Below are 22,270 nucleotides of genomic sequence, written 5' to 3' on the forward strand. Positions count from 1 at the left end.
TATCCCCAGTTCGATTCTGGGTGTCGCCTCCAGTCCGTCATAGAAACCGAAGCAATTGCTTCGGTTTTTATATACTTTTAATTATTTTTCTTGTAACAGAAATAAATTTTTTTTATACTCCCATATTCTTTTTAATAACGATATGATATAATAAAATAAATAAAAGCAATTTGGCAGAGTGAATTCGTATTAGAAAGAAGTGGTCGCGATGGAACTTAGACAGCTTGAATACTTTCAAATGGCAAGCCGTCTGCGCAACATCACGCGCGCGGCGGAGCGGCTGCGTGTATCGCAGCCGAATATCACGGTCGCGATTAAAAAGCTTGAGGCTGAACTCGGTATTCAGCTTTTTGACCGCAGCCAAAAGCAGCTTTCCTTGACGCCGGAAGGCGCGGTTTTTTTGAATCGAATTGAACTGGCACTTCGCAATATTCAAGATGCCGTGCTCGAGGTAAACGACTACAAGCAGCTTCAGAAAGGCACGATTAAAATTGGCATTCCGCCCATGATGGGAGCGTATCTTTTTCCAAAGATTTTTTCGAGTTTTCAGCATCGTTACTCGCATCTCGACATTTATTTGCATGAAGAGGGTTCGATGTCCATTCGCGAACAAATTGAACGTGATGAGCTCGACTTTGGCATCATTATTCTCGCCGGTGCCTCGCAGAATCTTCAGATTCTATCGATGTCACGCAACCAGATTGTTTGCTGTGTGCCAAAGACAAGTCCTTTGGCGCAAAAGGATTCGGTTTCGTGGGATGACATCGCCGAAGCGAATATTGTTATGCTGAAGGAAGGCTCTTTCCTCCGTCAGTTGGTTTTGCAAAGTATGAAGTCCGTCGGAATCGTTCCGAACATCGTTTTGGAGTCAAATCAGGTCATTACGCTCAAAGGCCTTATTGCAAATGGCGTCGGGATTGGCTTTTTGCTTGATATGGTTGTGGGTGAGACGCCGGGCGTGAAAGCTATTCCATTAGCGGAACCACGCTTTGTCGACGTAGGGCTGGCATGGAAAAAGGATCGATACATATCAAAGGCAGCACAGTCGTTTATTGATTTCTGTGAAGACTTATTAAAGGAACGAATGAAGCAAGAACATCATACGGATTGAATCGCATGATGAGATATGAATCACATGGGCGCGGAAGGTGCCCATTCTTTCTATTAAAGGTCAAGTGGCAAAAGGAGTGCGTGATATTATGGAAAATTCACGCGATACGACGCTTCGGATTTTGGCACAACGAGCTGTACGTGAGCTTCGTGAACAGAAAGAACGTATTGGGGATAGAGGAAGCGGAGGCTCTTCCGTCATCCGGCTTGTCAATTGCCTCATCGCATTTGGGATTGAGCGTTCGGCAAGCGATATTCATATTGAACCGCAGGAAGATGGCATCCGTCTTCGCTATCGTTCGGACGGATTGCTTTGCGAATATGATGAGACACTCCCATCAGACGTCATATCTGCGCTTGTATCACGCATAAAAGTCATGGCAGGAATGGATATTGCCCAGCATCAAAAACCACAGGACGGACATATTCGCTATTCTGTCAATGCAAAAGAGTTGGATATACGGGTTTCGATCCTCCCTGCACTTTATGGTGAGACGGTCGTAATGCGCCTTATGAATATGGAGGATCGACTGCTTCAACTTCACGAACTCGGTTTTTCTGCAGGGAATGAGGCGGCTGTCCGTACGCTCATACATAAACCGGCGGGGCTATTGCTTCTCTGTGGGCCGATGAATTCGGGCAAGACAACGACACTTTACGCAGCGATGTCAGAACTCAATGAAACGGCGCACAATCTCGTGACACTTGAGGATCCGATTGAGCGCGTTCTTCCCGGTATCAATCAAGTACAGCTAAATCCGAAGGCAGGACTTACGTACCCGGTTGGCCTGCGAACGATCCTGCGTCAGGATGCGGAAACGATTTTGCTCGGAGAGATTCGAGATGAAGAAACAGCAGAAATGGCGGTTCGCATCGCACTGACGGGGCATTTGATCATGACGACGCTCCATACGGAAAACGCGGTGTCAGCAATCTATCGTTTGCTTGAGATGGGAGTGGCACCGTATCTTTTGGCGGCAACGCTTAGTGGAATTGTTGCACAACGACTCGTTCGTCGGATCTGTCCGAAATGCAAGGGGATCGGCTGCCCAACTTGCCATGAGAGCGGATATTATGGACGGGTTGCACTGCAGGAAGTGCTTTCCATGGATGACACTTTGCGCGATGCCATTTTGAAAAGGGATGCACGGCAGACTATGGAAGGTCTTGCACGCAGGAACGGCATGAAAACGTTATGGGAAGATGGAAAAGAAAAAATTTCCATTGGTGCCACGACACAAGAAGAAGTCAGGAGGGTTCTCTATGGTGTCGTTTGAACGGAGTGTCCTTCGACATGCGATTGAAACGCAAGTTTCGGATATTTATTTGACCGAGGGGCAGAATATCCAAATGCGTAAAGATGGTGTGCTTATTCCATGCCTGGATGATATTCCAACACGCGAGTTCATGCAAATGGTCCTAAAAAGAATGCTTTCTGAAGAAAGGCGGCAGTCTTTTGCAAAAAAGCTAGATATTGATTTCTCATGGACATTTGAGGGACGACGCTTTCGTGTGAATGCCTATTTCCAGAGGGGATGTCCTGCCATTGCAATGCGCCTGCTTCCGGATCGGATCCCCTTGTTGGAAGAAATTCAACACAATAGAGCGATATTTGATTTGCTGCAATGTGAACATGGATTGATCCTTGTTTGCGGCAAGGTCGGATCGGGTAAGACAACGACGGTCGCATCATTTCTTAATGCACTGAATCATCAGCGTCCTGTGCACATTCTAACCTTGGAAGATCCTGTGGAATACGTGTTTCAGCCGGATAAGGCTTTTATCAGCCAACGGGAACTTGGCCGCGATGTTCTTTCCTTTGCATCGGGGCTTCGGAGTGCGCTTCGCGAAATGCCGGATGTTCTTTTGCTTGGCGAGATACGTGATGCGGACTCTATGCGTACTGCGCTCATGGCGGCAGAGTCCGGCATGCTCGTGATCGGAACGCTTCATACGCTGCGGGCAGCAGAGGCAGTCATGAGGATGGAAGGGTTTTTCCCAGTAAACGAACGGGATGCCATTCGCACACAAATTGCATCCGTCTTGCAGGCTGTTTTTTCTCAGCAACTCATTCCTGGAAAGACAGGCGGACGCGTTTGCCTGTCGGAAGTGCTGCTTGGAAATGACACTGCAGCGAGCCTCATACGCCAAGGCAAATATGGGCAGATCTCTACCCTCATGATAACGCATCGACGTTCGGGAATGATGACGAAAAATGCGGCGCTCGATGAACTCTTTCGAAAAAGGCTTATCACAAGCGAGGTACGCATGCGATTTTATGAGGAGGAACAAATGTGATGGAAGCCTTTTCCTATGAAGCGTGCAACAAGCACGGGGAACGTTTTGCGGGAGAACTTGAGGCAGAGACGATTCACGAAGCAGCGCAAATGATTCGCAGAAAAGGGTTATGGGTCGTTTCGCTTCATCCAAATGAAATGTTTTCCACATCCTGTATTCCGTCAGTTTTCACTATTTTAGAACGCACGCGTTTTTCATCACGGAATGGAATCGGCCGTGAGGCGACGATTCTATTTTTGCGTCAAATGAGCGTGCTTCTACAGACAGGCATGCCGATTCATCAAGCATTGCAGGCGCTCGTTGAGGCAAGAGGGACACAACGATACACACAGCTCATTCAAGAAATGCTTTCGGATCTGATGAACGGGAGTTCGCTATCCGATGCGATGGAAAAGCATCCGGGGGTCTTTTCGACTACCGTTTCCAGTTTGACGCGTGCAGGCGAGATGAGTGGTACGCTAGAGCAGATTTTTGCTAGCATGGCGGATTTCTTGGAGCGCGACTATCGGGCACGAGAAAAATTAAAGACGGTCATGATGTACCCGCTCGCGCTTCTTGCGGTATCCCTGTTTTCGATGGGGTTCATGACCGTCTTCGTGATGCCGACGCTCGCACTCTTGCTGCAGAATCTTCATGCGGCACTGCCGCTTCCGACACGTATCTTGTTGTTTCTTTCAAATGCGATGCAGCAGCATTTTTTATGGCTGCTTCTTTTCCTGTTCTTGCATCTGATGGGCGCTGTGTATTTGTATCGTCAGTTGTCATGGCGCAGACGCATAGACCGATGTCTCCTGTTTCTTCCTGTATTTGGCTCGTTAAAGCTCTACAGCGTGTGGAGGGGCGTACTCGAAACGCTTGCCGTGCTCCTGCATAATGGAATTGCGCTTCCACATGCACTGGATCTCGTGGCGCCTTCCGTGGGAAATCGCTGGATCCGCCATCTCGTAGAAACAGCGCGCAGACGCGTTCTGAGCGGGCACGCATTTTGCACCGCATGGCAGGACGAGAAAACATTTCCTCGAATGCTTGCTTCCTTGATTGCAGCGGGGGAACGTAGCGGCGAGCTCGAACGAATGCTTGAAAAGGCAGCGGAATTTGCTGCTGTTACGGCAGAGAATCGGTCGGCAAGGATTCAGGCAATGGCAGAACCCGTCTTAATCCTTATCGTGGGAGGCATCGTCTTTCTTTTTGTCCTTTCGATCATTTTGCCGCTTATCGAGACGATGGATGTACTGACGTAGGCAGCTTATTTCCTAAGCATCTTTTCTTTGAGTTCACGATAGCGCCGCGTGTAGTACGCACCGTTTTGTGCTTCGCGATGATCGAATCCATAAGCCCGACGGCTTATGGCGAGAATCGGCGGAGCCTGGATGCGCTTGGCGACGGCCATGCCGCAGAAGAGATTCCACCATCGCTCCAAATCGGCAATGAAGTCGGACGCATTTGTAAAATAATGCGCGACAAGCCCTTCTTCACAACCGATATTTTTCTCCACGGTACCTTCTGCATACCATGTCAGCAAATCTTCCGGTGTTGCTTTTTGCCACCGTTCAACGAAAGAGCGGAAGAGGTAGTCATGATAGGGGTACTGGATCGGGTCGCCCTTCCCTTCTTCCACATTTTGTGCGTTGGAGAGCTCGGCGCTTGGAATAATATCGATGATGCCCTGTGGAATTGCTTCCCGACCATATACGATATCGTTGAGATAGTGCGCGAGTGCGTAGACTTGGTATTTCCAAAGATCTGCGAGTGCTGCTAGAAAACCAGACTGGTCGCCGTAGAGCGTTGCGTATCCGACCGTTGTTTCAGCCTTGTTCGCATTGCAGGTGAATCCGCCTCCAAAAGCAGCGGAAACGCCTGCCAACACACGGGCGCTTCGGTCGCGTGCTTGGATGTTTTCGGCAACGAAGGAGGAGACGGAAAGGTGTGATTTTGTACTTTGTGCGAGAAAATCAATGGGAATGGTTTCGATCTGTTGGATTGTATGGTTGACGGATTCCTGAATTGGCATGATCATGTAAGGGCAGCCCAAATTTTTTGCGAGTTTATGCGAGAGGCTTTTTGTCGTCTTCGAATTATAGACGCTCGGCATATTGACGAGCAGAAGGTTTTGCGGCTCGACGATCTTTGCGTAAAGTGCGGCGGCAACGGCAGAATCAATGCCGCCAGACACACCGACAACGACCTTCTTCATGTGAATGTTGGCTAGGAAATGACGCACTCCATAGGAAAGGGAACGGTAGATGTGGGCGATCTCAGGCTCGTCCTTTTCGTGCAGCTCTCGCATGGAAGACATGGAAGAGAGTTCTATTGATTGCAGTGATTCTTCATAAGATGGTGCCACAGCCACGGCATGCCCTGCAGCATTGTAGGCTGTGCTTGTTCCATCGAATGTGTAGACGGTCTTTCCGTTGTTCTGTAATCCGATGCAGTTGACGTAGAAAAGCGGGGCACTCGCGTCCATAGCATGACGCGAAAAAACACGGTTTCTTTTCTCGGTCTTTCCGAGTGTATAGGGTGAAGCGGAAATGTTGACGTAGAAATCAATCGATCCGTCTTGCTTTAGGAGATTGAGCGGAGCAAGCTCATAGTCGTCGCTCCAGGCGTCTTCACAGAGCAGGCAGCCGATGCGGTATGTATGTCCCGTGCGTTTTAGCACAATGGGAGAAAGCAACCTTTTTGGGGTCGTGCCAATTTCCCGTGCAAGTTTTTGCAGGCTGAAAAAATGACGTGTATCATCGAACTCGCGGTAGTTTGGCATGAGCGTTTTGATGCTGTAGGGGTAGGGCATGTTTTCAGGATGGACGAGATGCCCGTCTTGTGCTGTGAAAAAGGCATTGTACTTGCGAACGCGACCATCGTTGTTCTTTTTATCCCAATCCATAGCGACATTGCCAAACATAACGATGATATCTTTTGAGGCAGCGATGATATCGCGTCCGTAACTTTCGCAATCGCGCAGGAAAGAAGGCTGTTCCCATGCATCACCGAGCAGATAACCAGGAACGGACATTTCGGGGAAGATGACAAGGTCGGATCCTGCATCGCGTGCCTTTTTGATCACACCAAGGATGGTTTCTGTGTTTTTGTCAGGATGACCGGGCATGACTTCTATTTGGGCCATTGTGATTTTCAACTGGATCGACTTCCTTTCGTGATATGCAGTAAATCCATGGTTCCCTAGGTATAGGATTCAATTTCGTTCTATGCTATAATAGCTCTAGGATTTGATGACAGAATGGAGTGGAAGATTTGAGCAAGAAAAAGCGGGTCAAGACGAATGCGGCACGTATTTTGGATACGCTTGGCATATCGTATGAGCTGAAGGAATATCCCGTTGATGAGTCAGATCTTTCGGCGGTACACGTTGCCGCATCAATCGGCATGTCCATCAAAATGGTTTATAAGACACTCGTTGCACGTGGTGACAAGACGGGTATCTTAATGGCTGTTATCCCAGGAGGCGGCGAGCTTGACCTGAAAGCGCTCGCGGCTGCGTCTGGGAACAAGAGGGTTGAGATGGTGCATCTGAAAGAAGTGTTTGCCTTGACGGGCTACATTCGCGGCGGTTGTTCCCCGCTCGGTGCAAAGAAGGAGTATCCCGTCTATCTTGATGCGAGCGCTGAAACACAAGGCACAATTGCGGTCAGTGCAGGAAAGCGCGGTGAACAGATTCTGCTCGCACCGAAAGATCTTGTTCGCGCAGCGAAAGCGACTGTTGCGGCACTAGTGCGTGCGTAACGTGTAAAAGGTTCAATCGTATTTTAACATAGATTTTCCGGCATAGTAAAGAAAGAGGCGAGTTATTTGCAGTATAAGAGTACGCGCGGCGATGTTTTGCTGATGAATTCGGCGGAAGCTATAGTAAAAGGGCTAGCGTCCGATGGTGGCCTTTTTGTTCCAGCGACCATGCCACACGTGACGATGGACTTCATTGAATCGTTCATTCCGCTTTGCTACGAGGAACGCGCTTGCAAAGTGCTGGAGCTTTTCTTGACGGACTATACGGCAGCTGAGCTAAGCGATTGCGTGAGCAGGGCGTATGGCAGGGAAAACTTTGATGCAGCAAAGCGTGCGCCGCTTGCACGATTTGGCGATATGAGCGTGCTCGAACTTTGGCACGGACCAACGAGTGCGTTTAAGGATATGGCACTGCAGCTTCTTCCACAGCTCATGGTCACAGCATTGAAGAAACTTGGCGAAAAGGCTACGATTCTCATCCTTGTTGCGACATCCGGTGATACGGGAAAAGCCGCACTGGAAGGGTTCTGTGATGTTGAGCAAACGAAAATCATGGTCTTTTATCCCGAAAATGGCGTCAGCAAAATTCAGCAAGCACAGATGCGCACGCAAGAAGGAAAAAATGTTGATGTGACGGCAATTCGCGGGAACTTTGATGATGCACAGCGCGGCGTAAAGGCGATTTTTTCCGATACGGCACTCGGTGCGGAGCTTGCCCAAAGAGATGTCAAGCTCTCTTCTGCAAATTCGATCAACTGGGGACGGCTCGTCCCGCAGATTGTCTATTACTTCAGCGCGTATGCAGATCTGCTTGATGAAGGATGCATTACACATGGTGAGATCATTGATTTTACTGTTCCGACAGGTAATTTTGGGGATATTTTGGCCGGCTATTATGCGAAGGAAATGGGACTTCCCATTCATAAGCTAATCTGTGCGTCGAATTCGAATAATGTTCTGACGGACTTCTTGCGCACGGGAGTTTACGATTGCAAGCGTGATTTCGTCAAGACGATATCGCCGTCTATGGATATTCTCATTTCAAGCAATTTGGAACGCTTGCTCTATCATGTGACAAATGATGCTGAGAAGGTAGCATCATGGATGGAAAAACTACAAAAAGCAGGACGATACGATATCGGTGCGACGCTGCTTAAAACGATACAGGAAACATTTTGGGCGGATTGGGCAAACGATATAGAAACAGAAAAGATGATCGAAAAGGCGTATGAGGAACAACACTACGTCCCCGATACGCATACAGCGGTTGCATGGAAGGTAGCGAATGCATATCGCGCAGCAACAGGGGATACGCATCACATGGTCATTGTTTCGACGGCAAGCCCGTACAAGTTCAGCAAGAGTGTACTCGACGCGCTGCATGTTGATGTGAGTGGGCTCGATGCATTTGCGATGCTTGAGAAACTCGAACAAATCAATCCTGTGGCCACACCGAAAGGGCTTGCAAGTCTTCAATCGAAGCCCGTCCTTCATCATGCCGCTTGCGATTACGAGCGGATGGGGGATTGCGTTCTTTCGTTTGCAAGCGGGAAGGATTCGTGATCAGACGGCCGTAGATGCTTTGAATCAAGAAGGAAATACAATATTGTGTTTCCTTCTTGATTTTGATATAATAGCGACATTTAGGAAAACTTCATGATCAAGCTCAAAGTGCGGATTGTTGTATGCCGTACTCTATAGAACATATATTGATGTAAAGAAAAGAGGGATCGTAACATGCCTAAAATGTTCACGATGGATGACCTTCGGATCAAGCTGCAAGAGCGCCAACACAAGATGACGCCGCAGCGCCAAACCGTGCTGCAAATCTTCTTGGATCGTCCAGGCAAGCATTTGAGCGCAGAGGATGTTCATGGACTATTGCGTGACGAGCATTCGGAGATCGGTCTTGCAACCGTATACCGCAGCTTGGAGCTCCTTTCGGATCTTGGTATTTTACAAAAGATGGAGTTTGGCGACGGCTGCAGTCGATATGAAGTCAACACAACGGATCCGTCCCAACATCACCATCATCATCTGATTTGCACTTCGTGTGGAAAGGTGTTGGAATTTGAGGATGACTTGCTCGATGATTTGGAGCATGATATCATGGAAAAATCGCAGTTCAAGATTCACGACCATCAGGTTAAATTCTTTGGCATCTGCAAGGAGTGCCAAGAAAAAAAGTGAGAGTTCGGACATTCACGCTCAATACGAAAAGGGAAATTGTTTCAAAGATTACGAGAGAGATTCTAACGCTTTTTCACGTTGAGATTACGGGTTCTGAGGGAACAGCAGATTATGCGCAGCTTTCTGTCGTAAATAGGAGGCTCTTGGATACGCCTGAAGGATTCGTTCGAATGGAATCTACGCTCATGCTGTTCGATCCGAATGGAAACCTTCGGCGTTTTTCCTGCGAGAGCACGGGAGCGGGGGACGAACGCGATGGTGCGGCTGTCAACCGCCTGATCAAGCTGAACCTCTATCGTATCTTTTGTGAACAACTTGCAATGCCCCAAGCTCCTTGGGGCATTCTGCATGGAGTACGCCCGACGAAGATCGTGCATCGTTGGATTCGCTATGGACTTGATGCATTGCAAATAGAGAAACGCCTTCAGAGGGACTACGAATGCAGCGTGGAAAAGGCGCATGAAATTGTTCCGATGGCATTTCGACAGATACCGTTTTTGCGTATGTCAGATGCGCAGACGATCAGCATTTACGTTGGGATTCCGTTCTGTTTGACGCGGTGCCTTTATTGTTCCTTTCCATCGAACCTTCTGCCGAATGAGAGACATCTCCGCGAGTTTATGGAGATACTCAAAAAGGATTTGCTTGCCGCGAAGCGCGATGTAATGCGATTCGGGTTTCGCGTGCAGAATATCTATATTGGCGGTGGTACACCGACGAGCCTTCCAGATGATTTTTTTGCCGAAATGATCGGTATGGTATATAATGCCTTCTATGGAGATCACGTATACGAGTTCACTGTGGAAGCAGGAAGACCGGATAGCATGACACCTCGAAAAATTGCGGAAATGAAGCGACGAAGTGTTTCGCGTGTGAGCGTTAATCCGCAGACGATGCAACTGAGAACGCTCAGACGGATTGGAAGGCAGCATACGCCAGATGATGTGCGCAGGATGTACCATGCGCTTCGCAAGGCGGGAATCCCCCATATCAACATGGATTTGATACTCGGTCTTCCCGGCGAAACGGCAGAAGATGTCCGCGATACGATGGAACAAGTCGCGGCTCTCTCGCCAGACGATATCACTCTGCACGCCCTTGCTTTGAAGCGAGGGTCGCGCTTGCGGCTCTTGATGGATGAGCAGCATGTTGAGCTTCCGTCGGGTGCAGAAACGTGTAAAATGTTCTCTGTTGCGATGAAGCGAGTAGAGTCACTCGGCATGAAGCCGTATTACCTCTATCGACAAGGATACATGCGCGGCGATCTTGAAAATGTCGGATGTTGCCGTGACGGTGCGGAAAGCATGTACAACATTCAAATCATGGAGGAGCATCAGACGATTATCGGCATTGGTGGTGCTGCTGCGACAAAGGTCGTAGACGCGCGTGCTGGTCGTCTCAAGTCGACGTTTCATGCCAAAGATCTTATGACGTATCTGCGTGATATTGATTATTATACGGAGCGTCGTCGTACATTACTTGAAGAAGTTTATGGTGATGGAAGGAATTCGTGATTTCTTAGAGCGTTAGGAGGAATGATTTATGCCAATCCATGCGCCCCGCGGGACGAAGGATATCTTGCCTGATGCGATAACGGGCTGGCGTTATATCGAAGAGACGATTCGCACGCTTTGCCGTCGTTATGGATTTGAAGAGATCCGTACGCCGATGTTTGAGCATACGGAACTTTTCCAGCGCGGGATCGGTGAGGGGACAGACGTTGTCGACAAGGAGATGTATACATTCACAGATCGAGGCGAGCGCAGTCTTACGCTTCGCCCTGAGAATACGGCATCTGTTGTTCGCGCCTATCTACAGAATAAGCTCTACGGCGACTCTTCGTCGCAGAAGCTCTTCTACATTGGTTCCATGTTTCGCTATGATCGTCCGCAGGCAGGAAGGCAGCGCGAGTTCCACCAGTTTGGTGTCGAGCTTCTAGGGGAAGCTTCGCCGCTGGCAGATGCGGAGATTATCATGCTCGCCGTCGATTTTCTTTCGACGCTTGGGCTCAGGGATCTTGCGCTCCATATCAATTCGGTTGGCTGTCCGAAGTGTCGTCCCGTTTACCGGCAGGCGCTTCAGGATTACTTTGAGGACAAGCGCAGCGAGCTTTGTGACGACTGCAATGAACGTTTCGAGCGTAGCCCGCTTCGCATTCTCGACTGCAAGATCGATGCGGGCAAGCCGTTTATGGAAGACGCACCGAATATCTCGGGGTGTCTCTGTGATGATTGCCGTACGCATTTTGATCAGGTAAAGGGATTCTTGAATGCCGCTGGAATCGATTTTGCAATCGATCCACGTCTTGTCCGTGGTCTTGATTATTACACGAAGACTGCGTTTGAAGTCAAGTATGCGCCACTTGGTGCACAGAGTGCCGTTGCGGGCGGTGGTCGATACGATGGTCTTATAGAGGAGATCGGCGGCAGTCCGACCCCTGCCGTAGGCTTTGCTGCCGGACTAGAGCGCATACTTATTGCGCTTGAGAAACAGAAGCTTTTGCCGAACGTCGATAAAAGGATGGATGCGTTTGTAGTCACACTTGGTGAGGAGACGCGCCAGCCGGCATTTCGCCTGTTGGCGAAGCTTCGCAAAGCAGGACTTCGTGCTTCTATGGATTACGCAGGGCGCAGCATGAAGACACAGATGAAGCAGGCGAACAAAGCAAATGCGCGGTTTGCGCTGATTCTCGGTGAGGATGAAATCAAAGAGAATGTTGTTATGCTGAAGGATATGGAAAAGAGTGAACAACAAAAGGTCTCTTTTGATTCAGTAATAAAAAAGATGTGTGTTGAGGTGGGGATTTGATTTGATGGAAACGTTACAAGGAATGAAGCGCTCACACCATTGTGGTGCGATGCATAAAGCGGATGTTGGTACGGAGGTAATCCTTTGTGGTTGGGTGTCACGTCGTCGTGACCATGGTGGATTGATTTTTGTTGATATGCGGGATCGTTCGGGATTCGTGCAAATCGTTTTCGATGAGGCAGCGATGAATGATGGCACATTCCATAAGGCAGAATCCTTGCGCAATGAGTTCTGCATTGCGGTTCGCGGCAAAGTTCGTGCACGCAGTGAAGAGACGGTCAACAAAAATATCGACACGGGTGAAATCGAAGTTGTCTGTGAGGAGCTTCGCGTACTCAATAAAGCAAAAACGCCGCCCTTCTACATTCAAGATGGCGTGGAAGTCGACGAAACGATTCGCATGAAGTATCGTTACCTTGATTTGCGTCGCCCTGAGATGCAAGCAAACATCGTGCTGCGCCATCGCGTAACAAAGATCATGCGCGACTTCTTTGATCGCGAAGGTTTCCTAGAAATTGAGACGCCGATGCTTTGCAAGAGCACGCCGGAGGGCGCACGTGACTTCCTCGTGCCGAGCCGACTAAATGCGGGCGAGTTCTACGCACTTCCACAGTCTCCGCAGATCTTCAAGCAGATTTTGCAGGTCGCTGGTTTTGAAAAGTATTTTCAGATTGTCCGTTGCTTCCGTGACGAAGACCTTCGCGCGGATCGCCAGCCAGAGTTTACACAGCTTGATATCGAAATGTCATTTATGGATCAGGACGCGATCCTTAGCCTAATCGAGAATATGATCTGCGAGCTATTTAAGAAGGCAATCGGTGCGGAAGTGCCCGCTGTATTCGAGCGCATGACCTGGGATACGGCAATGGACAAGTACGGTTCAGATAAGCCAGATCTCCGTTTTGATATGCCGCTCATGGATATTTCCGAATACGTCAAGGACTCGTCATTCAAAGTGTTCAATTCCGTCATCGAAAACGGCGGTATGGTCAAGTGCATCAAAGTTGATGGCTATGCGGATATTCCGCGCCGTCGTCTTGATGATCTTGTCAAATTCGTGCAGATCTATGGCGCGAAGGGACTTGCGTGGATTCAGTACACGGAAGAAGGCATTAAGAGTCCGTTCAAGAAATTTTACAGTGATGAGACGTTTCAGCAGATTGCAGACGCGACAGGGGCAAAACAGGGCGACCTCCTTCTCGTCGTTGCAGACAAGCGACTCGTCGTCGATACGACACTTGGTCAGCTTCGTCTCGAGATGGGCAAGGAGCGTGGGCTGATCGATCCGGATGCGCTGCGATTCCTTTGGGTGGTCGACTTCCCCATGTACGAGTGGAGTGATGAGGAAAAACGATGGAAGGCTATGCATCATCCGTTCACAGCACCGCGTGATGCGGATATCGAGCTTCTCAAAAGTGATCCGGGACGCGTCAAGGCGAACGCCTACGATATGGTACTGAATGGCGTTGAAATCGGTGGTGGTTCGCTGCGTATTTATAATGCGGATTTGCAGGAGAAGGTCTTTGAGTCGCTTGGGCTCACGCCGGAGCAGGCACGTGAGAAGTTCGGTTTCATGATGGATGCCTTCGAGTATGGCACGCCGCCACATGGTGGAATCGCATTTGGTCTTGATCGCCTCGTTATGTTAATGGCGAAACGCGACTCAATTCGCGATGTCATCGCGTTTCCGAAGAATCAGAGCGCACGTGATGTCATGAGCGCGGCACCTTCGCCTGTCGAGGAGAAACAGCTCCGCGAGCTTTCAATTCGCACGGCAGTCAGGAAAAAGGAATCCAAGGAATAAATATAAGAGTTGTGTGCGAAAAGAAGCCCTTTCGCTCCCTGAATAGCGTCCTTTTGTTAAACGCACTTCGTTTTGAACTTTTGAACGAAACAGATGGATGAAGGAGATCGAGAGGGCTTCTTCTCGACTGCGTTATTACGTCTTGCTTATGGGCATTTCATAGAATCTCGTTGCGAATCATGAAAATGGCAGTTCAGAATAAGAGATTGCAGCTTCATAGAAGCGTGTTTCACGTATTTGCTCGCTTTGCATACCGTACTTCTATGCTACAATTGAGAAGATAACGAGGGAGGGATTCGTTCGTGGGGACGAAGGTCAATATACTAGGGGTTCACGTTGACGCGGTAACGATGGCGGAGGCTGTTGCACAGGTGGAAATGTGTATTATGGCAAAAAAAGGCGTGCTGATTGCAACGGCGAATGCAGAAATGATCATGCGTGCAACACACGATGCAGAGCTCATGGAGATACTCAATGCAGCCGAGCTTGTCGTTCCGGATGGTGCGGGAACCGTTTGGGCAGCACGTCACCTCGGACATGCCATGCCCGAGCGCGTTGCGGGTTACGATCTTGCACAGGAACTCATGCGAAAGGCACCGGAGGAAGGGCAGCGAGTGTTTTTCTTTGGTTCTGCTCCGGGGGTTGCAGAAAAGGCAAAAGTCAAGGCAGAAGCCCTTTATCCTGGCATCTCGATCTGCGGTACGCGAAACGGTTTTTTCAAGGAAGAGGATACGCCAGCTATTATCGAGTCGATTCGTGCGGCGGAGCCGGATATCTTACTTGCTGCACTTGGCGTGCCCAAGCAGGAAAAGTGGCTTTGGAAAAATCGTACGGCATTGGGTGTGCCCGTTTCGATTGGCGTAGGTGGAACGCTCGACGTCATGGCCGGCGTTATGAAACGAGCGCCGCATTGGATGCAGCGTGCCAAGCTCGAATGGCTCTTTCGCGGTATGCTCCAACCGAAGCGTGCGGGACGTCTTTTGGCGCTTCCCGAATTCGTGTTAAAGGTACATGCGTCAAAATCGTAAGAAGCAGAGCTGTTCCCTAGACAAAAAAATGGCTATCGCGTATAATAATTGCAGGAATTGAGTAGGCTGGCATCTTGCCGGTCTACTAAGTGCGAAAAAAAATCGTATTATGGATTATTAGGAGGTGCTTGGTTGGTTACTATTGTACGTGAGGGATATCCTTTTATCGGTGCATGCCTGATGCTTGCCGTAATTTTTGGATTTGCCGTGCATCCGTACGCGGCGATTCCTCCATTCGTCCTAGCACTATACTTTTGCTATTTTTTTCGCAACCCGAAACGTGAGATCCGAATTGACGAACAGGCAATACTTTCTCCTGCAGATGGTACCGTGACGGAGATTACGCCCGTTGAGATGGACGATTTCATCAAAGAACCTTGCAACAAGGTCGTCATTTTTATGTCGGTGTTCAATGTTCATGTCAATCGAAGTCCAATCCAAGGCGAGATCAAATTCCAAAAGTATTACTGTGGTCGGTTCCGTCCCGCATACAAAGATGAAGTTGGTTTTGACAACGAGCATCATCTGCTTGGCATTGAAAACGACAAGATTCGCATTACAGTCAAGCAGATTGCGGGAATTTTAGCACGTCGCATCGTATCATGGGTTACAATGGATGATAGACTCTCACAAGGGGAACTATACGGCATGATACGTTTTGGCTCGTGCTTGGAGGTCGTCATGCCGCGTGACGTATCCATTCTCGTTGCGGTTGGAGAAAAGGTCAAGGGTGGTGTAACGGTGATCGGGAGGATAAAAGAGTAATGGACTATCGCAGGTTTCTACCAAACCTATGTACTTCGATGAATCTCGTATTTGGCATGTGCTCTATCCTCGCCACCTATCATGGCAATCTTATTTTTGGATCGATTTTTATTTTGCTCGCACTCATAGCAGATGGACTCGATGGTCGTACCGCTCGATTCTTTGGTGTCGCGAGCGAGATGGGAAAAGAGATGGATTCTCTCTGTGATCTCGGCTCATTTGGCATAGCGCCTGCTTTTCTTGCATGGGTTCTTGTCCTACAGCATCATGGAATTATCGGTATTGCAGTCGTGATATGCTTTGCGGTCTGTGGTATGTGGCGGCTTGCACGTTTTAATGTCAATGCAGATGTCGTCCATGGCTATTTCATGGGACTTGCCATCCCAGCAGGTGGGAATTGCATCGCGATGACGACGCTTCTCTTTGTTAGCCTTGGAATTGATCCTCTGCAGTTTGGACTCGTCTATCCCGTGTTGATGGCATTTGTTGGTTGGCTTATGGTAAGTCATGTGCATTATCCCAATTTCAAGGGAGATGGAGCAGAACGCGTTTATCTCATTTCAAAGATTGCTTCACTTGTTCTTTTTGTGGGAATTCTGTGGATGGGACGAGAAGCGATCTTTCCTGCACTCGGCGTAGCAGTATTCGTTACGTATGCTTCGCTTGGTGTTATTAATTCGCTTCTTGCCGTGTTTGCAAAGAGAGGCTGATGGATTTTGTTTACACACCCCTTTGACATCGTCATGGTGCCCATGCAGATTCTCATCTTTCTTTTTACGCTTTATTTCTTTATCATCGGATTTTGTGGCATGTGGCGGAGACATGAGAAGAAGATTCTGACGCCTCAAAAGACATTTGCTATCATCATTGCAGCACACAATGAACATGCGGTCATAGGGCAACTCGTCAAAAATCTCCAACAGCAAAATTATCCGAAGGGAATGTACGATACTTACGTCATCGCGGACAACTGCTCTGATGATACGGCCGATATTGCACGCGAAGCAGGCGCCATCGTCTGTGAACGTACTCACCCAACGAAAAAGAGCAAAGGGTATGCACTTGATTGGATGTTTGCTCGTCTGTTCAAAATGAAAAAACAGTATGACGCTGTCGTCGTGTTCGATGCAGATAATCTTGTTCATCCGAATTTCCTGCTCGAAATGAATAATCGTCTCTGTAAGGGAGATAAAGTCATACAGGGCTATCTTGATGCAAAGAATCCGTATGATACATGGGTTTCGGGTACGTTTGCAATTGCTTTTTGGGTAATTTGTCATATTTCGCATCTTGCGAAATCCAATATTGGTCTTTCCGCCTGTCTTGGCGGAACAGGCATGTGCTTTGACGTAGAAATTTTGAAGCGCCATGGCTGGCAAGCAACGTGCCTTACGGAAGATATGGAGTTTACGATGAAGTGCATGGCAGAAGGCATCAAGACGAGCTGGGCACATGATGCCATCGTTTACGATGAAAAACCGCTTACGTTTAAGCAGTCTTGGAACCAGCGTAGACGCTGGGCTCAAGGACAGTTTGATGTTGGCAATCGCTTTATTCCGAAGATGCTAAAAGCTGGGTGGAAACACAAGGATATTCGTATGTGGGATGAGTGCATTTATCTTATGCAGCCACATTTTTTAATGATCTCGACAATTTTCATCATCATCAGCTATATCCAGCTTGCTTTTCCGCCGTTCTATACGAATATTTATACGTTCTTGCCATCACAGCTCATGACGGCAATCGTGTTTGGACAGTACATCCTGCCCATGATTATTCTATTTAAGATTCGTGCAAAATGGAAAGCATGGCTTTACATGTTGCTCTATCCTGTGTTCATTTACTCATGGATCCCAATCATTTTCCTTGGATTTATCCATCGAAATGAACACGAGTGGAGTCATACAAAGCATACGAGGGCAATGAGCATGAAGGATATCGTTGGCAATGTGAAGAACACTTCATCGTTTGATAAATGAGAAAAGCCTTCCCCTCATGGGGAAGGCTCTTTTATGAGGGAGAAAAAATGTATACTGTAAAGGTAGAGGGCGCGTTTGAAGCTGCCCATCGTGTCGTCGGCTATCCGGGAAAATGTGATCGCCTGCATGGACACAACTGGGTTGTCGAACTTTCTTTGCGCGGAACAGAACTTGATCCACTTGGAATGTTTTTGGACTTTAAGGTGGCGAAGCGCGTCTTAGGAGAAATCCTCAAAGCATACGATCACCGCTTTTTAAATGAACTGGCACCATTTTCAAATGGGGTAAATCCAACGGCGGAAAACCTAGCACGTATTATCTACGAGGCTGTAGAGAAAAAAGAGGAGCTTCCCAAAGGATCTCTTGCAGCAGTTACCGTGTTCGAGTCGCCGAAGACGAGTGTTACATATACGAAGGACTGAACATGCAGGAAAATATTATTGAGATTTTTTCGTCGATTCAAGGCGAAGGAAAATATGTTGGCTGTCGTCAGGTGTTCGTTCGTTTGGAAGGGTGCAATCTCGCTTGTCGCTACTGCGATACGGAGAACCGTCCCCATACGCATCCGTTTTGCATGGTAGAGGAGCGGGCAGGAAAACGTCGTTTTCTTCGTCTGCAAAATCCGTTTTCCGCGGAGCAGGCAGCGGCACGTATTCGTAAGATGCTAGTGGACTTGCCGCATCATGCTGTCAGTTTTACGGGAGGAGAGCCGCTTCTTCATGCGGCGTTTATTCAAGCCATTGCCAAGAAGATAAAAGGGAAGACGGCGATTTTTCTTGAGACAAACGGCACGCTCGTAAAGCCGCTTCAAGAGATACTTTCTGACATCGATATTATCAGTATGGACATTAAGATGCCGAGCATCCTTTCTGTTCCCCAGTGGGAAGCGCATGTGGCATTTCTGCAAGTTGCACAAAAAAAGGATCTTTATGTTAAAGTCGTAGTCAGCAATGAAACGGGAAAAGCAGAATTCTTTCGTGCCGTTCATCTTGTTCGTGAAAACGCACCATATGCATGCTTCATTATTCAGCCAGTAACGCCATTTGGTGGCTGTGTGGCTGCATCCCCCCAAAAGATTCTAGACTTTCAGGAGATTGCCTTGGGGCATCTCGCAGATGTTCGCGTCATCCCACAAACACATAAATTGATCGGACAGCTATGATACGCCCCTTATTTCTTTGTGGCGGCAGTCCCCATGTAGCGATAATACGTTTCACGCATTTCTTTTCGCGATTGCGTCTTTGGCCAAAGTTCGCCAAGTGCTCCTTCACGCATGCCAGCCGCAAGGTGGGCATAAAGTGTTGGAATTTTATCGTCTAGCTTTGCAATTAATTCTTTGACGGTTTGGCGTATCGTCTCACCGTCGTGTGGACATGGTGATGGAACAGGTGTGAAATCATGAAGTTTCACGGCATCGCGCAGCTCTTGCTCACGGAAGTAGACGAGTGGACGGATGACCGTTATATTGGTGCGATTTAGATAGGTGACAGGGGTAAATGTCGTGAGCTGCCCGGAGTAGAATAGACTCATCAGAAAGGTCTCTACAGCATCATCATTGTGATGCGCATAAGCGACTTTGTTCATACCGTGCGATTTCGCATATTGGTTCATTGCGCCACGACGAAAGAATGCACAGGTAAAGCAAGGGCTTTTTCCTTTTTGCTCTTCAATTGCCCCCGCGATATCGACGTCAATCGTGTCGTAGGGGATGGAAAGTGACTGGCAGTAGGTGCGAATGCGCTCTGTGTCGAAATGCTTTCCTTTAAACATCGGATTGATTGTCAAAGCGGAGACTTTGAATTCTTTTTTGAGACGTTCCTGCATGACAGCGAGGGCGTAGACAAGAAATATGCTGTCCTTGCCGCCCGACACGCCGATGAGAATATGGTCACCATTTTCAATCATATCAAATTCGACGATTGCACGCATGAGCTTGCTGAAATACGATTGCGGCATATTGATTTTCATAAGATTTTCCTTCCGTATGCGCTATTGGGGTTTAGATTATTTGCGATGCGTCCGTATTCTGGATATAGAACTTTCGTATCATATCATGTGCGACGGATTTCATGCAAGAATCGGATCGGTAAAGGAGTGAACGTGCATTGCAGGCTTCGTTCGATAATTTGAAACGGCATTTTCTTTCACGTGCATTTTTAATTTTCCTTATCGTTGGATGTATTAATACATTTCTTTGCAGTGCTTTGGCGAAAGGGATGGAATCCTTGGTCGACAGCGCAAATCTTGCATTCAATATAGGATATATTCTGAGCAATATAAATGCTTATTTTCTAAACAGCAAGCTCGTCTTTCCAACAACGATAACGATTGTACGCTATATCAAATTCGCACTTTCCTATGTCCCTAATTATATCATTCAAAATATCATTGTGGCTATTGTCTATAATATGCTCGGATTTCCGTCGCTCGCGAGTTTTTTGATTGCAGCAGTGCTCGGCGTGCCGATTACCTTTTTATGTGTTAAGCTCTTTGCGTTTGGACGGTGCTGATCATGACTGCATTGAGGATCATGGTGGATTTGTCAATCCCGCAAATCTCGTAGATATAGGAACTGGATTGAGCAGTCGATAGGATTTCATGAGCAAGCACCATCTTCGTAGAAGAAAATGCTTGCCCATTTTTGTACGAATAGACAAGAAAAAGGATCGCAAACATTGATTTATGCCACGTATGGTGATAAAATAAATAAGACTGATTTGAGCGGATATAATTTCATAGTGTAAATTTTACAGTAGGTGTCAGACGGCATCCTATTATGTTTGTGTACGTTATATTCTACTAAATCATAGAACTTGACAATATTAAAAGTTTACATTGGAGGTGTACTTTTTTGTCCAAAGGAGCGCAAAAGTTACAGATTATCCCGTTGGGCGGATTGGGGGAAATCGGAAAGAACATGACGGTTGTCCGTGTGGATGACGAGATTCTTGTCATTGATTCAGGGCTTATGTTTCCGGAAGAAGATATGCTCGGAATCGATCTTGTTATTCCAGATATTACCTATCTCCTAGAGAATCGCGATAAAATCAAAGCGATTGTTCTCACGCACGGACATGAAGATCATATTGGCGCATTGCCTTATGTACTGAAGCAGATCAACGTTCCCGTGTACGGCACGCGACTGACACTCGGCATTCTTGAAGGACGTCTGAAGGAGAATGGTGTCGATTCGAGCAATCTTCATTCGGTCATGCAGGGCGATATCATCAATATTGGCTGTTTTAGTGTCGGATTTATACGAGTCAACCACTCGATTCCTGATGCAGTTGGTCTTTCTATTAAGACACCGGTCGGTATGATCGTTCATACAGGCGATTTCAAGTTGGATTACACGCCAATCGATGGAAAAATGACAGATTTTCGCCGGTTCTCTGAACTTGGCAATAAAGGTGTTCTTGTTCTTATGGCAGACAGCACAAACTCTGAGCGTGAAGGGCATACACCGAGTGAAAGCACGGTCGGCGCTGCTTTTGACAAGGCGTTCCACAGTGCACGCGGACGCATTATCGTTGCGACGTTCTCATCGAACGTTCACCGCATTCAGCAGGTCATAGATACGGCTGTCCGTTACAAACGCCGCGTTGCCGTACTTGGTCGCAGTATGGTCAACGTCGTCAACATTTCGCTTGAACTTGGCTATATCAAGGCACCGGAAGGCACTATTGTCGATATTGATGAAATCCATAACTATCGCATGGAGCAGATGGTCATTATCACCACGGGCAGTCAGGGTGAGCCGATGTCAGCACTCACGCGTATGTCGATGTCAGATCATCGCAAGGTCGGCATTGTCCCCGGAGATACGGTTATCATTTCTGCAACGCCGATTCCAGGCAATGAAAAACTCGTGTCGAAGACGATTGACAATCTCATGAAGCTTGGAGCAGATGTCATTTACGGGCGCAATCAGGGAATTCACGTATCGGGACACGCAAGCCGTGAAGAGCTAAAGCTCATGCACAATCTCGTACGGCCTAAGTTTTTCATTCCGGTTCATGGCGAGTATCATCACCTCGTCCAACACGCACATCTTGCACGTGAGCTCGGCATGCCCAAGGAGAATATCTTCATCAGTGAAAATGGACAGGTCCTCGAGTTTACACGCGAAAAGGGACAGGTTGCGGGCAAGGTCACGGCAGGCATGGTTATGGTAGATGGTCTTGGTGTTGGCGATGTTGGAAATATTGTTTTGCGTGATCGTCGCCAGCTCTCACAGGACGGAATCTTGATTATTGTCGTGACGATGAACCGTCAAACGAATCGCGTCGTTTCTGGTCCGGATATTGTTTCACGCGGTTTTGTTTACGTTCGTGAATCGGAAGCATTGATGGGGGAGGCACGCGCACGTGTTCAACAGGCGCTTGATCGTTGTGAAGACGAAAATGTCAAAGAGTGGTCGGCCATTAAGGCAAACGTCCGCGATGCACTGGGGCGGTATCTGTTTGAAAAAACGCGCCGCCGTCCGATGATCCTCCCGATCATTATGGAGATTTAATCATAAAGATGGGACAAGCCGGAGAGGGATC

General features: G+C 48.0%; 20 protein-coding genes. 18 read left to right on the forward strand and 2 right to left on the reverse strand.

Annotated elements, in window-relative coordinates; all coding sequences use genetic code 11:
• The first annotated feature begins 208 nt into the window (after positions 1-208).
• From HMPREF1985_RS09455 to HMPREF1985_RS09470, 4 genes are all read left to right on the forward strand, one after another.
• Positions 209-1,111, forward strand: coding sequence for a LysR family transcriptional regulator (locus HMPREF1985_RS09455; RefSeq protein WP_021772376.1), 903 nt, complete (start codon positions 209-211; stop codon positions 1,109-1,111).
• An 88-nt stretch (positions 1,112-1,199) separates the two neighbouring features.
• Positions 1,200-2,387 carry a GspE/PulE family protein gene (locus HMPREF1985_RS09460; protein ID WP_040637590.1) on the forward strand — a complete coding sequence of 396 codons (1,188 nt, stop codon included), beginning with the start codon at positions 1,200-1,202 and terminating at the stop codon, positions 2,385-2,387.
• Positions 2,374-3,408, forward strand: coding sequence for a type IV pilus twitching motility protein PilT (locus HMPREF1985_RS09465; RefSeq protein ID WP_021772379.1), 1,035 nt, complete (start codon positions 2,374-2,376; stop codon positions 3,406-3,408). Before HMPREF1985_RS09460 ends, HMPREF1985_RS09465 begins: the two co-directional genes overlap by 14 nt.
• A complete protein-coding gene (locus HMPREF1985_RS09470) occupies positions 3,408-4,649 on the forward strand; it encodes a type II secretion system F family protein (protein ID WP_021772380.1) in 1,242 nt (413 codons plus the stop codon). The genes HMPREF1985_RS09465 and HMPREF1985_RS09470 overlap by 1 nt, the downstream gene beginning before the upstream one ends.
• 5 nt (positions 4,650-4,654) lie before the next feature.
• Here the strand turns inward: HMPREF1985_RS09470 and nadE are convergent, their stop codons facing one another.
• Positions 4,655-6,532: an NAD(+) synthase gene (gene nadE, locus HMPREF1985_RS09475; RefSeq protein ID WP_021772381.1), complete on the reverse strand. Its 1,878-nt coding sequence runs from the start codon at positions 6,530-6,532 to the stop codon at positions 4,655-4,657.
• A 128-nt stretch (positions 6,533-6,660) separates the two neighbouring features.
• Between nadE and ybaK the strand changes: the two genes are divergently transcribed.
• The 12 genes from ybaK (at position 6,661) to HMPREF1985_RS09535 (ending at position 18,885) form a co-directional block, all read left to right on the forward strand.
• On the forward strand, positions 6,661-7,149 hold the full coding sequence (gene ybaK, locus HMPREF1985_RS09480; protein ID WP_040637591.1) for a Cys-tRNA(Pro) deacylase: 489 nt from the start codon (positions 6,661-6,663) through the stop codon (positions 7,147-7,149).
• 66 nt (positions 7,150-7,215) lie between these two features.
• Positions 7,216-8,712 (forward strand): threonine synthase, encoded by a 1,497-nt coding sequence (gene thrC, locus HMPREF1985_RS09485; protein WP_040637592.1) that lies wholly within the window; start codon positions 7,216-7,218, stop codon positions 8,710-8,712.
• 174 nt (positions 8,713-8,886) lie between these two features.
• Positions 8,887-9,339 carry a Fur family transcriptional regulator gene (locus HMPREF1985_RS09490; protein WP_021772384.1) on the forward strand — a complete coding sequence of 151 codons (453 nt, stop codon included), beginning with the start codon at positions 8,887-8,889 and terminating at the stop codon, positions 9,337-9,339.
• Positions 9,336-10,853: a coproporphyrinogen dehydrogenase HemZ gene (hemZ, locus tag HMPREF1985_RS09495; RefSeq protein ID WP_021772385.1), complete on the forward strand. Its 1,518-nt coding sequence runs from the start codon at positions 9,336-9,338 to the stop codon at positions 10,851-10,853. The genes HMPREF1985_RS09490 and hemZ overlap by 4 nt, the downstream gene beginning before the upstream one ends.
• Positions 10,854-10,881: 28 nt before the next feature.
• A complete protein-coding gene (hisS, locus tag HMPREF1985_RS09500; protein WP_021772386.1) occupies positions 10,882-12,147 on the forward strand; it encodes a histidine--tRNA ligase in 1,266 nt (421 codons plus the stop codon).
• A gap of 4 nt (positions 12,148-12,151) precedes the next feature.
• On the forward strand, positions 12,152-13,951 hold the full coding sequence (gene aspS / locus HMPREF1985_RS09505) for an aspartate--tRNA ligase (RefSeq protein ID WP_040637602.1): 1,800 nt from the start codon (positions 12,152-12,154) through the stop codon (positions 13,949-13,951).
• Between the two features lie 302 nt (positions 13,952-14,253).
• Entirely contained in the window at positions 14,254-14,979 is a 726-nt protein-coding gene (locus HMPREF1985_RS09510; RefSeq protein ID WP_021772388.1) for a WecB/TagA/CpsF family glycosyltransferase, read from the forward strand.
• 132 nt (positions 14,980-15,111) lie between these two features.
• Positions 15,112-15,744, forward strand: coding sequence for a phosphatidylserine decarboxylase family protein (locus tag HMPREF1985_RS09515; protein WP_040637593.1), 633 nt, complete (start codon positions 15,112-15,114; stop codon positions 15,742-15,744).
• Complete coding sequence (gene pssA / locus HMPREF1985_RS09520; RefSeq protein ID WP_040637594.1) at positions 15,744-16,454, forward strand: CDP-diacylglycerol--serine O-phosphatidyltransferase; 711 nt, start codon at positions 15,744-15,746, stop codon at positions 16,452-16,454. The genes HMPREF1985_RS09515 and pssA overlap by 1 nt, the downstream gene beginning before the upstream one ends.
• Before the next feature lie 33 nt (positions 16,455-16,487).
• Entirely contained in the window at positions 16,488-17,723 is a 1,236-nt protein-coding gene (locus HMPREF1985_RS09525; RefSeq protein ID WP_021772391.1) for a glycosyltransferase family 2 protein, read from the forward strand.
• Positions 17,724-17,770: 47 nt separating this feature from the next.
• Positions 17,771-18,145 (forward strand): 6-carboxytetrahydropterin synthase QueD, encoded by a 375-nt coding sequence (queD, locus tag HMPREF1985_RS09530; RefSeq protein WP_040637596.1) that lies wholly within the window; start codon positions 17,771-17,773, stop codon positions 18,143-18,145.
• A 2-nt stretch (positions 18,146-18,147) separates the two neighbouring features.
• Entirely contained in the window at positions 18,148-18,885 is a 738-nt protein-coding gene (locus HMPREF1985_RS09535) for a 7-carboxy-7-deazaguanine synthase QueE (protein WP_040637597.1), read from the forward strand.
• Positions 18,886-18,893: 8 nt separating this feature from the next.
• Here HMPREF1985_RS09535 and HMPREF1985_RS09540 read toward each other — a convergent pair whose 3' ends face one another.
• Entirely contained in the window at positions 18,894-19,691 is a 798-nt protein-coding gene (locus HMPREF1985_RS09540; protein WP_021772394.1) for a tRNA 2-thiocytidine biosynthesis TtcA family protein, read from the reverse strand.
• Positions 19,692-19,849: 158 nt separating this feature from the next.
• Here HMPREF1985_RS09540 and HMPREF1985_RS09545 point away from each other — a divergent pair, with 158 nt between their 5' ends.
• On the forward strand, positions 19,850-20,233 hold the full coding sequence (locus HMPREF1985_RS09545) for a GtrA family protein (RefSeq protein ID WP_255349306.1): 384 nt from the start codon (positions 19,850-19,852) through the stop codon (positions 20,231-20,233).
• A 341-nt stretch (positions 20,234-20,574) separates the two neighbouring features.
• Complete coding sequence (locus HMPREF1985_RS09550) at positions 20,575-22,239, forward strand: ribonuclease J (RefSeq protein ID WP_021772397.1); 1,665 nt, start codon at positions 20,575-20,577, stop codon at positions 22,237-22,239.
• Positions 22,240-22,270: the final 31 nt, after the last annotated feature.

The organism is Mitsuokella sp. oral taxon 131 str. W9106 (assembly GCF_000469545.1).
Classification (GTDB): Bacteria; Bacillota; Negativicutes; order Selenomonadales; family Selenomonadaceae; genus AWVT01.

What these genes read in the sequence shown, in the direction of transcription:
- HMPREF1985_RS09455 (WP_021772376.1), top strand. Translation starts at nt 209, where the DNA reads ATGGAACTTAGACAGCTTGAATACTTTCAAATGGCAAGCCGTCTGCGC.
- HMPREF1985_RS09460 (WP_040637590.1), top strand. Translation starts at nt 1,200, where the DNA reads ATGGAAAATTCACGCGATACGACGCTTCGGATTTTGGCACAACGAGCT.
- HMPREF1985_RS09465 (WP_021772379.1), top strand. Translation starts at nt 2,374, where the DNA reads ATGGTGTCGTTTGAACGGAGTGTCCTTCGACATGCGATTGAAACGCAA.
- HMPREF1985_RS09470 (WP_021772380.1), top strand. Translation starts at nt 3,408, where the DNA reads ATGGAAGCCTTTTCCTATGAAGCGTGCAACAAGCACGGGGAACGTTTT.
- nadE (WP_021772381.1), bottom strand. Translation starts at nt 6,532, where the DNA reads ATGGCCCAAATAGAAGTCATGCCCGGTCATCCTGACAAAAACACAGAA.
- HMPREF1985_RS09490 (WP_021772384.1), top strand. Translation starts at nt 8,887, where the DNA reads ATGCCTAAAATGTTCACGATGGATGACCTTCGGATCAAGCTGCAAGAG.
- hisS (WP_021772386.1), top strand. Translation starts at nt 10,882, where the DNA reads ATGCCAATCCATGCGCCCCGCGGGACGAAGGATATCTTGCCTGATGCG.
- aspS (WP_040637602.1), top strand. Translation starts at nt 12,152, where the DNA reads ATGGAAACGTTACAAGGAATGAAGCGCTCACACCATTGTGGTGCGATG.
- pssA (WP_040637594.1), top strand. Translation starts at nt 15,744, where the DNA reads ATGGACTATCGCAGGTTTCTACCAAACCTATGTACTTCGATGAATCTC.
- HMPREF1985_RS09525 (WP_021772391.1), top strand. Translation starts at nt 16,488, where the DNA reads ATGGTGCCCATGCAGATTCTCATCTTTCTTTTTACGCTTTATTTCTTT.
- queD (WP_040637596.1), top strand. Translation starts at nt 17,771, where the DNA reads ATGTATACTGTAAAGGTAGAGGGCGCGTTTGAAGCTGCCCATCGTGTC.
- HMPREF1985_RS09535 (WP_040637597.1), top strand. Translation starts at nt 18,148, where the DNA reads ATGCAGGAAAATATTATTGAGATTTTTTCGTCGATTCAAGGCGAAGGA.
- HMPREF1985_RS09540 (WP_021772394.1), bottom strand. Translation starts at nt 19,691, where the DNA reads ATGAAAATCAATATGCCGCAATCGTATTTCAGCAAGCTCATGCGTGCA.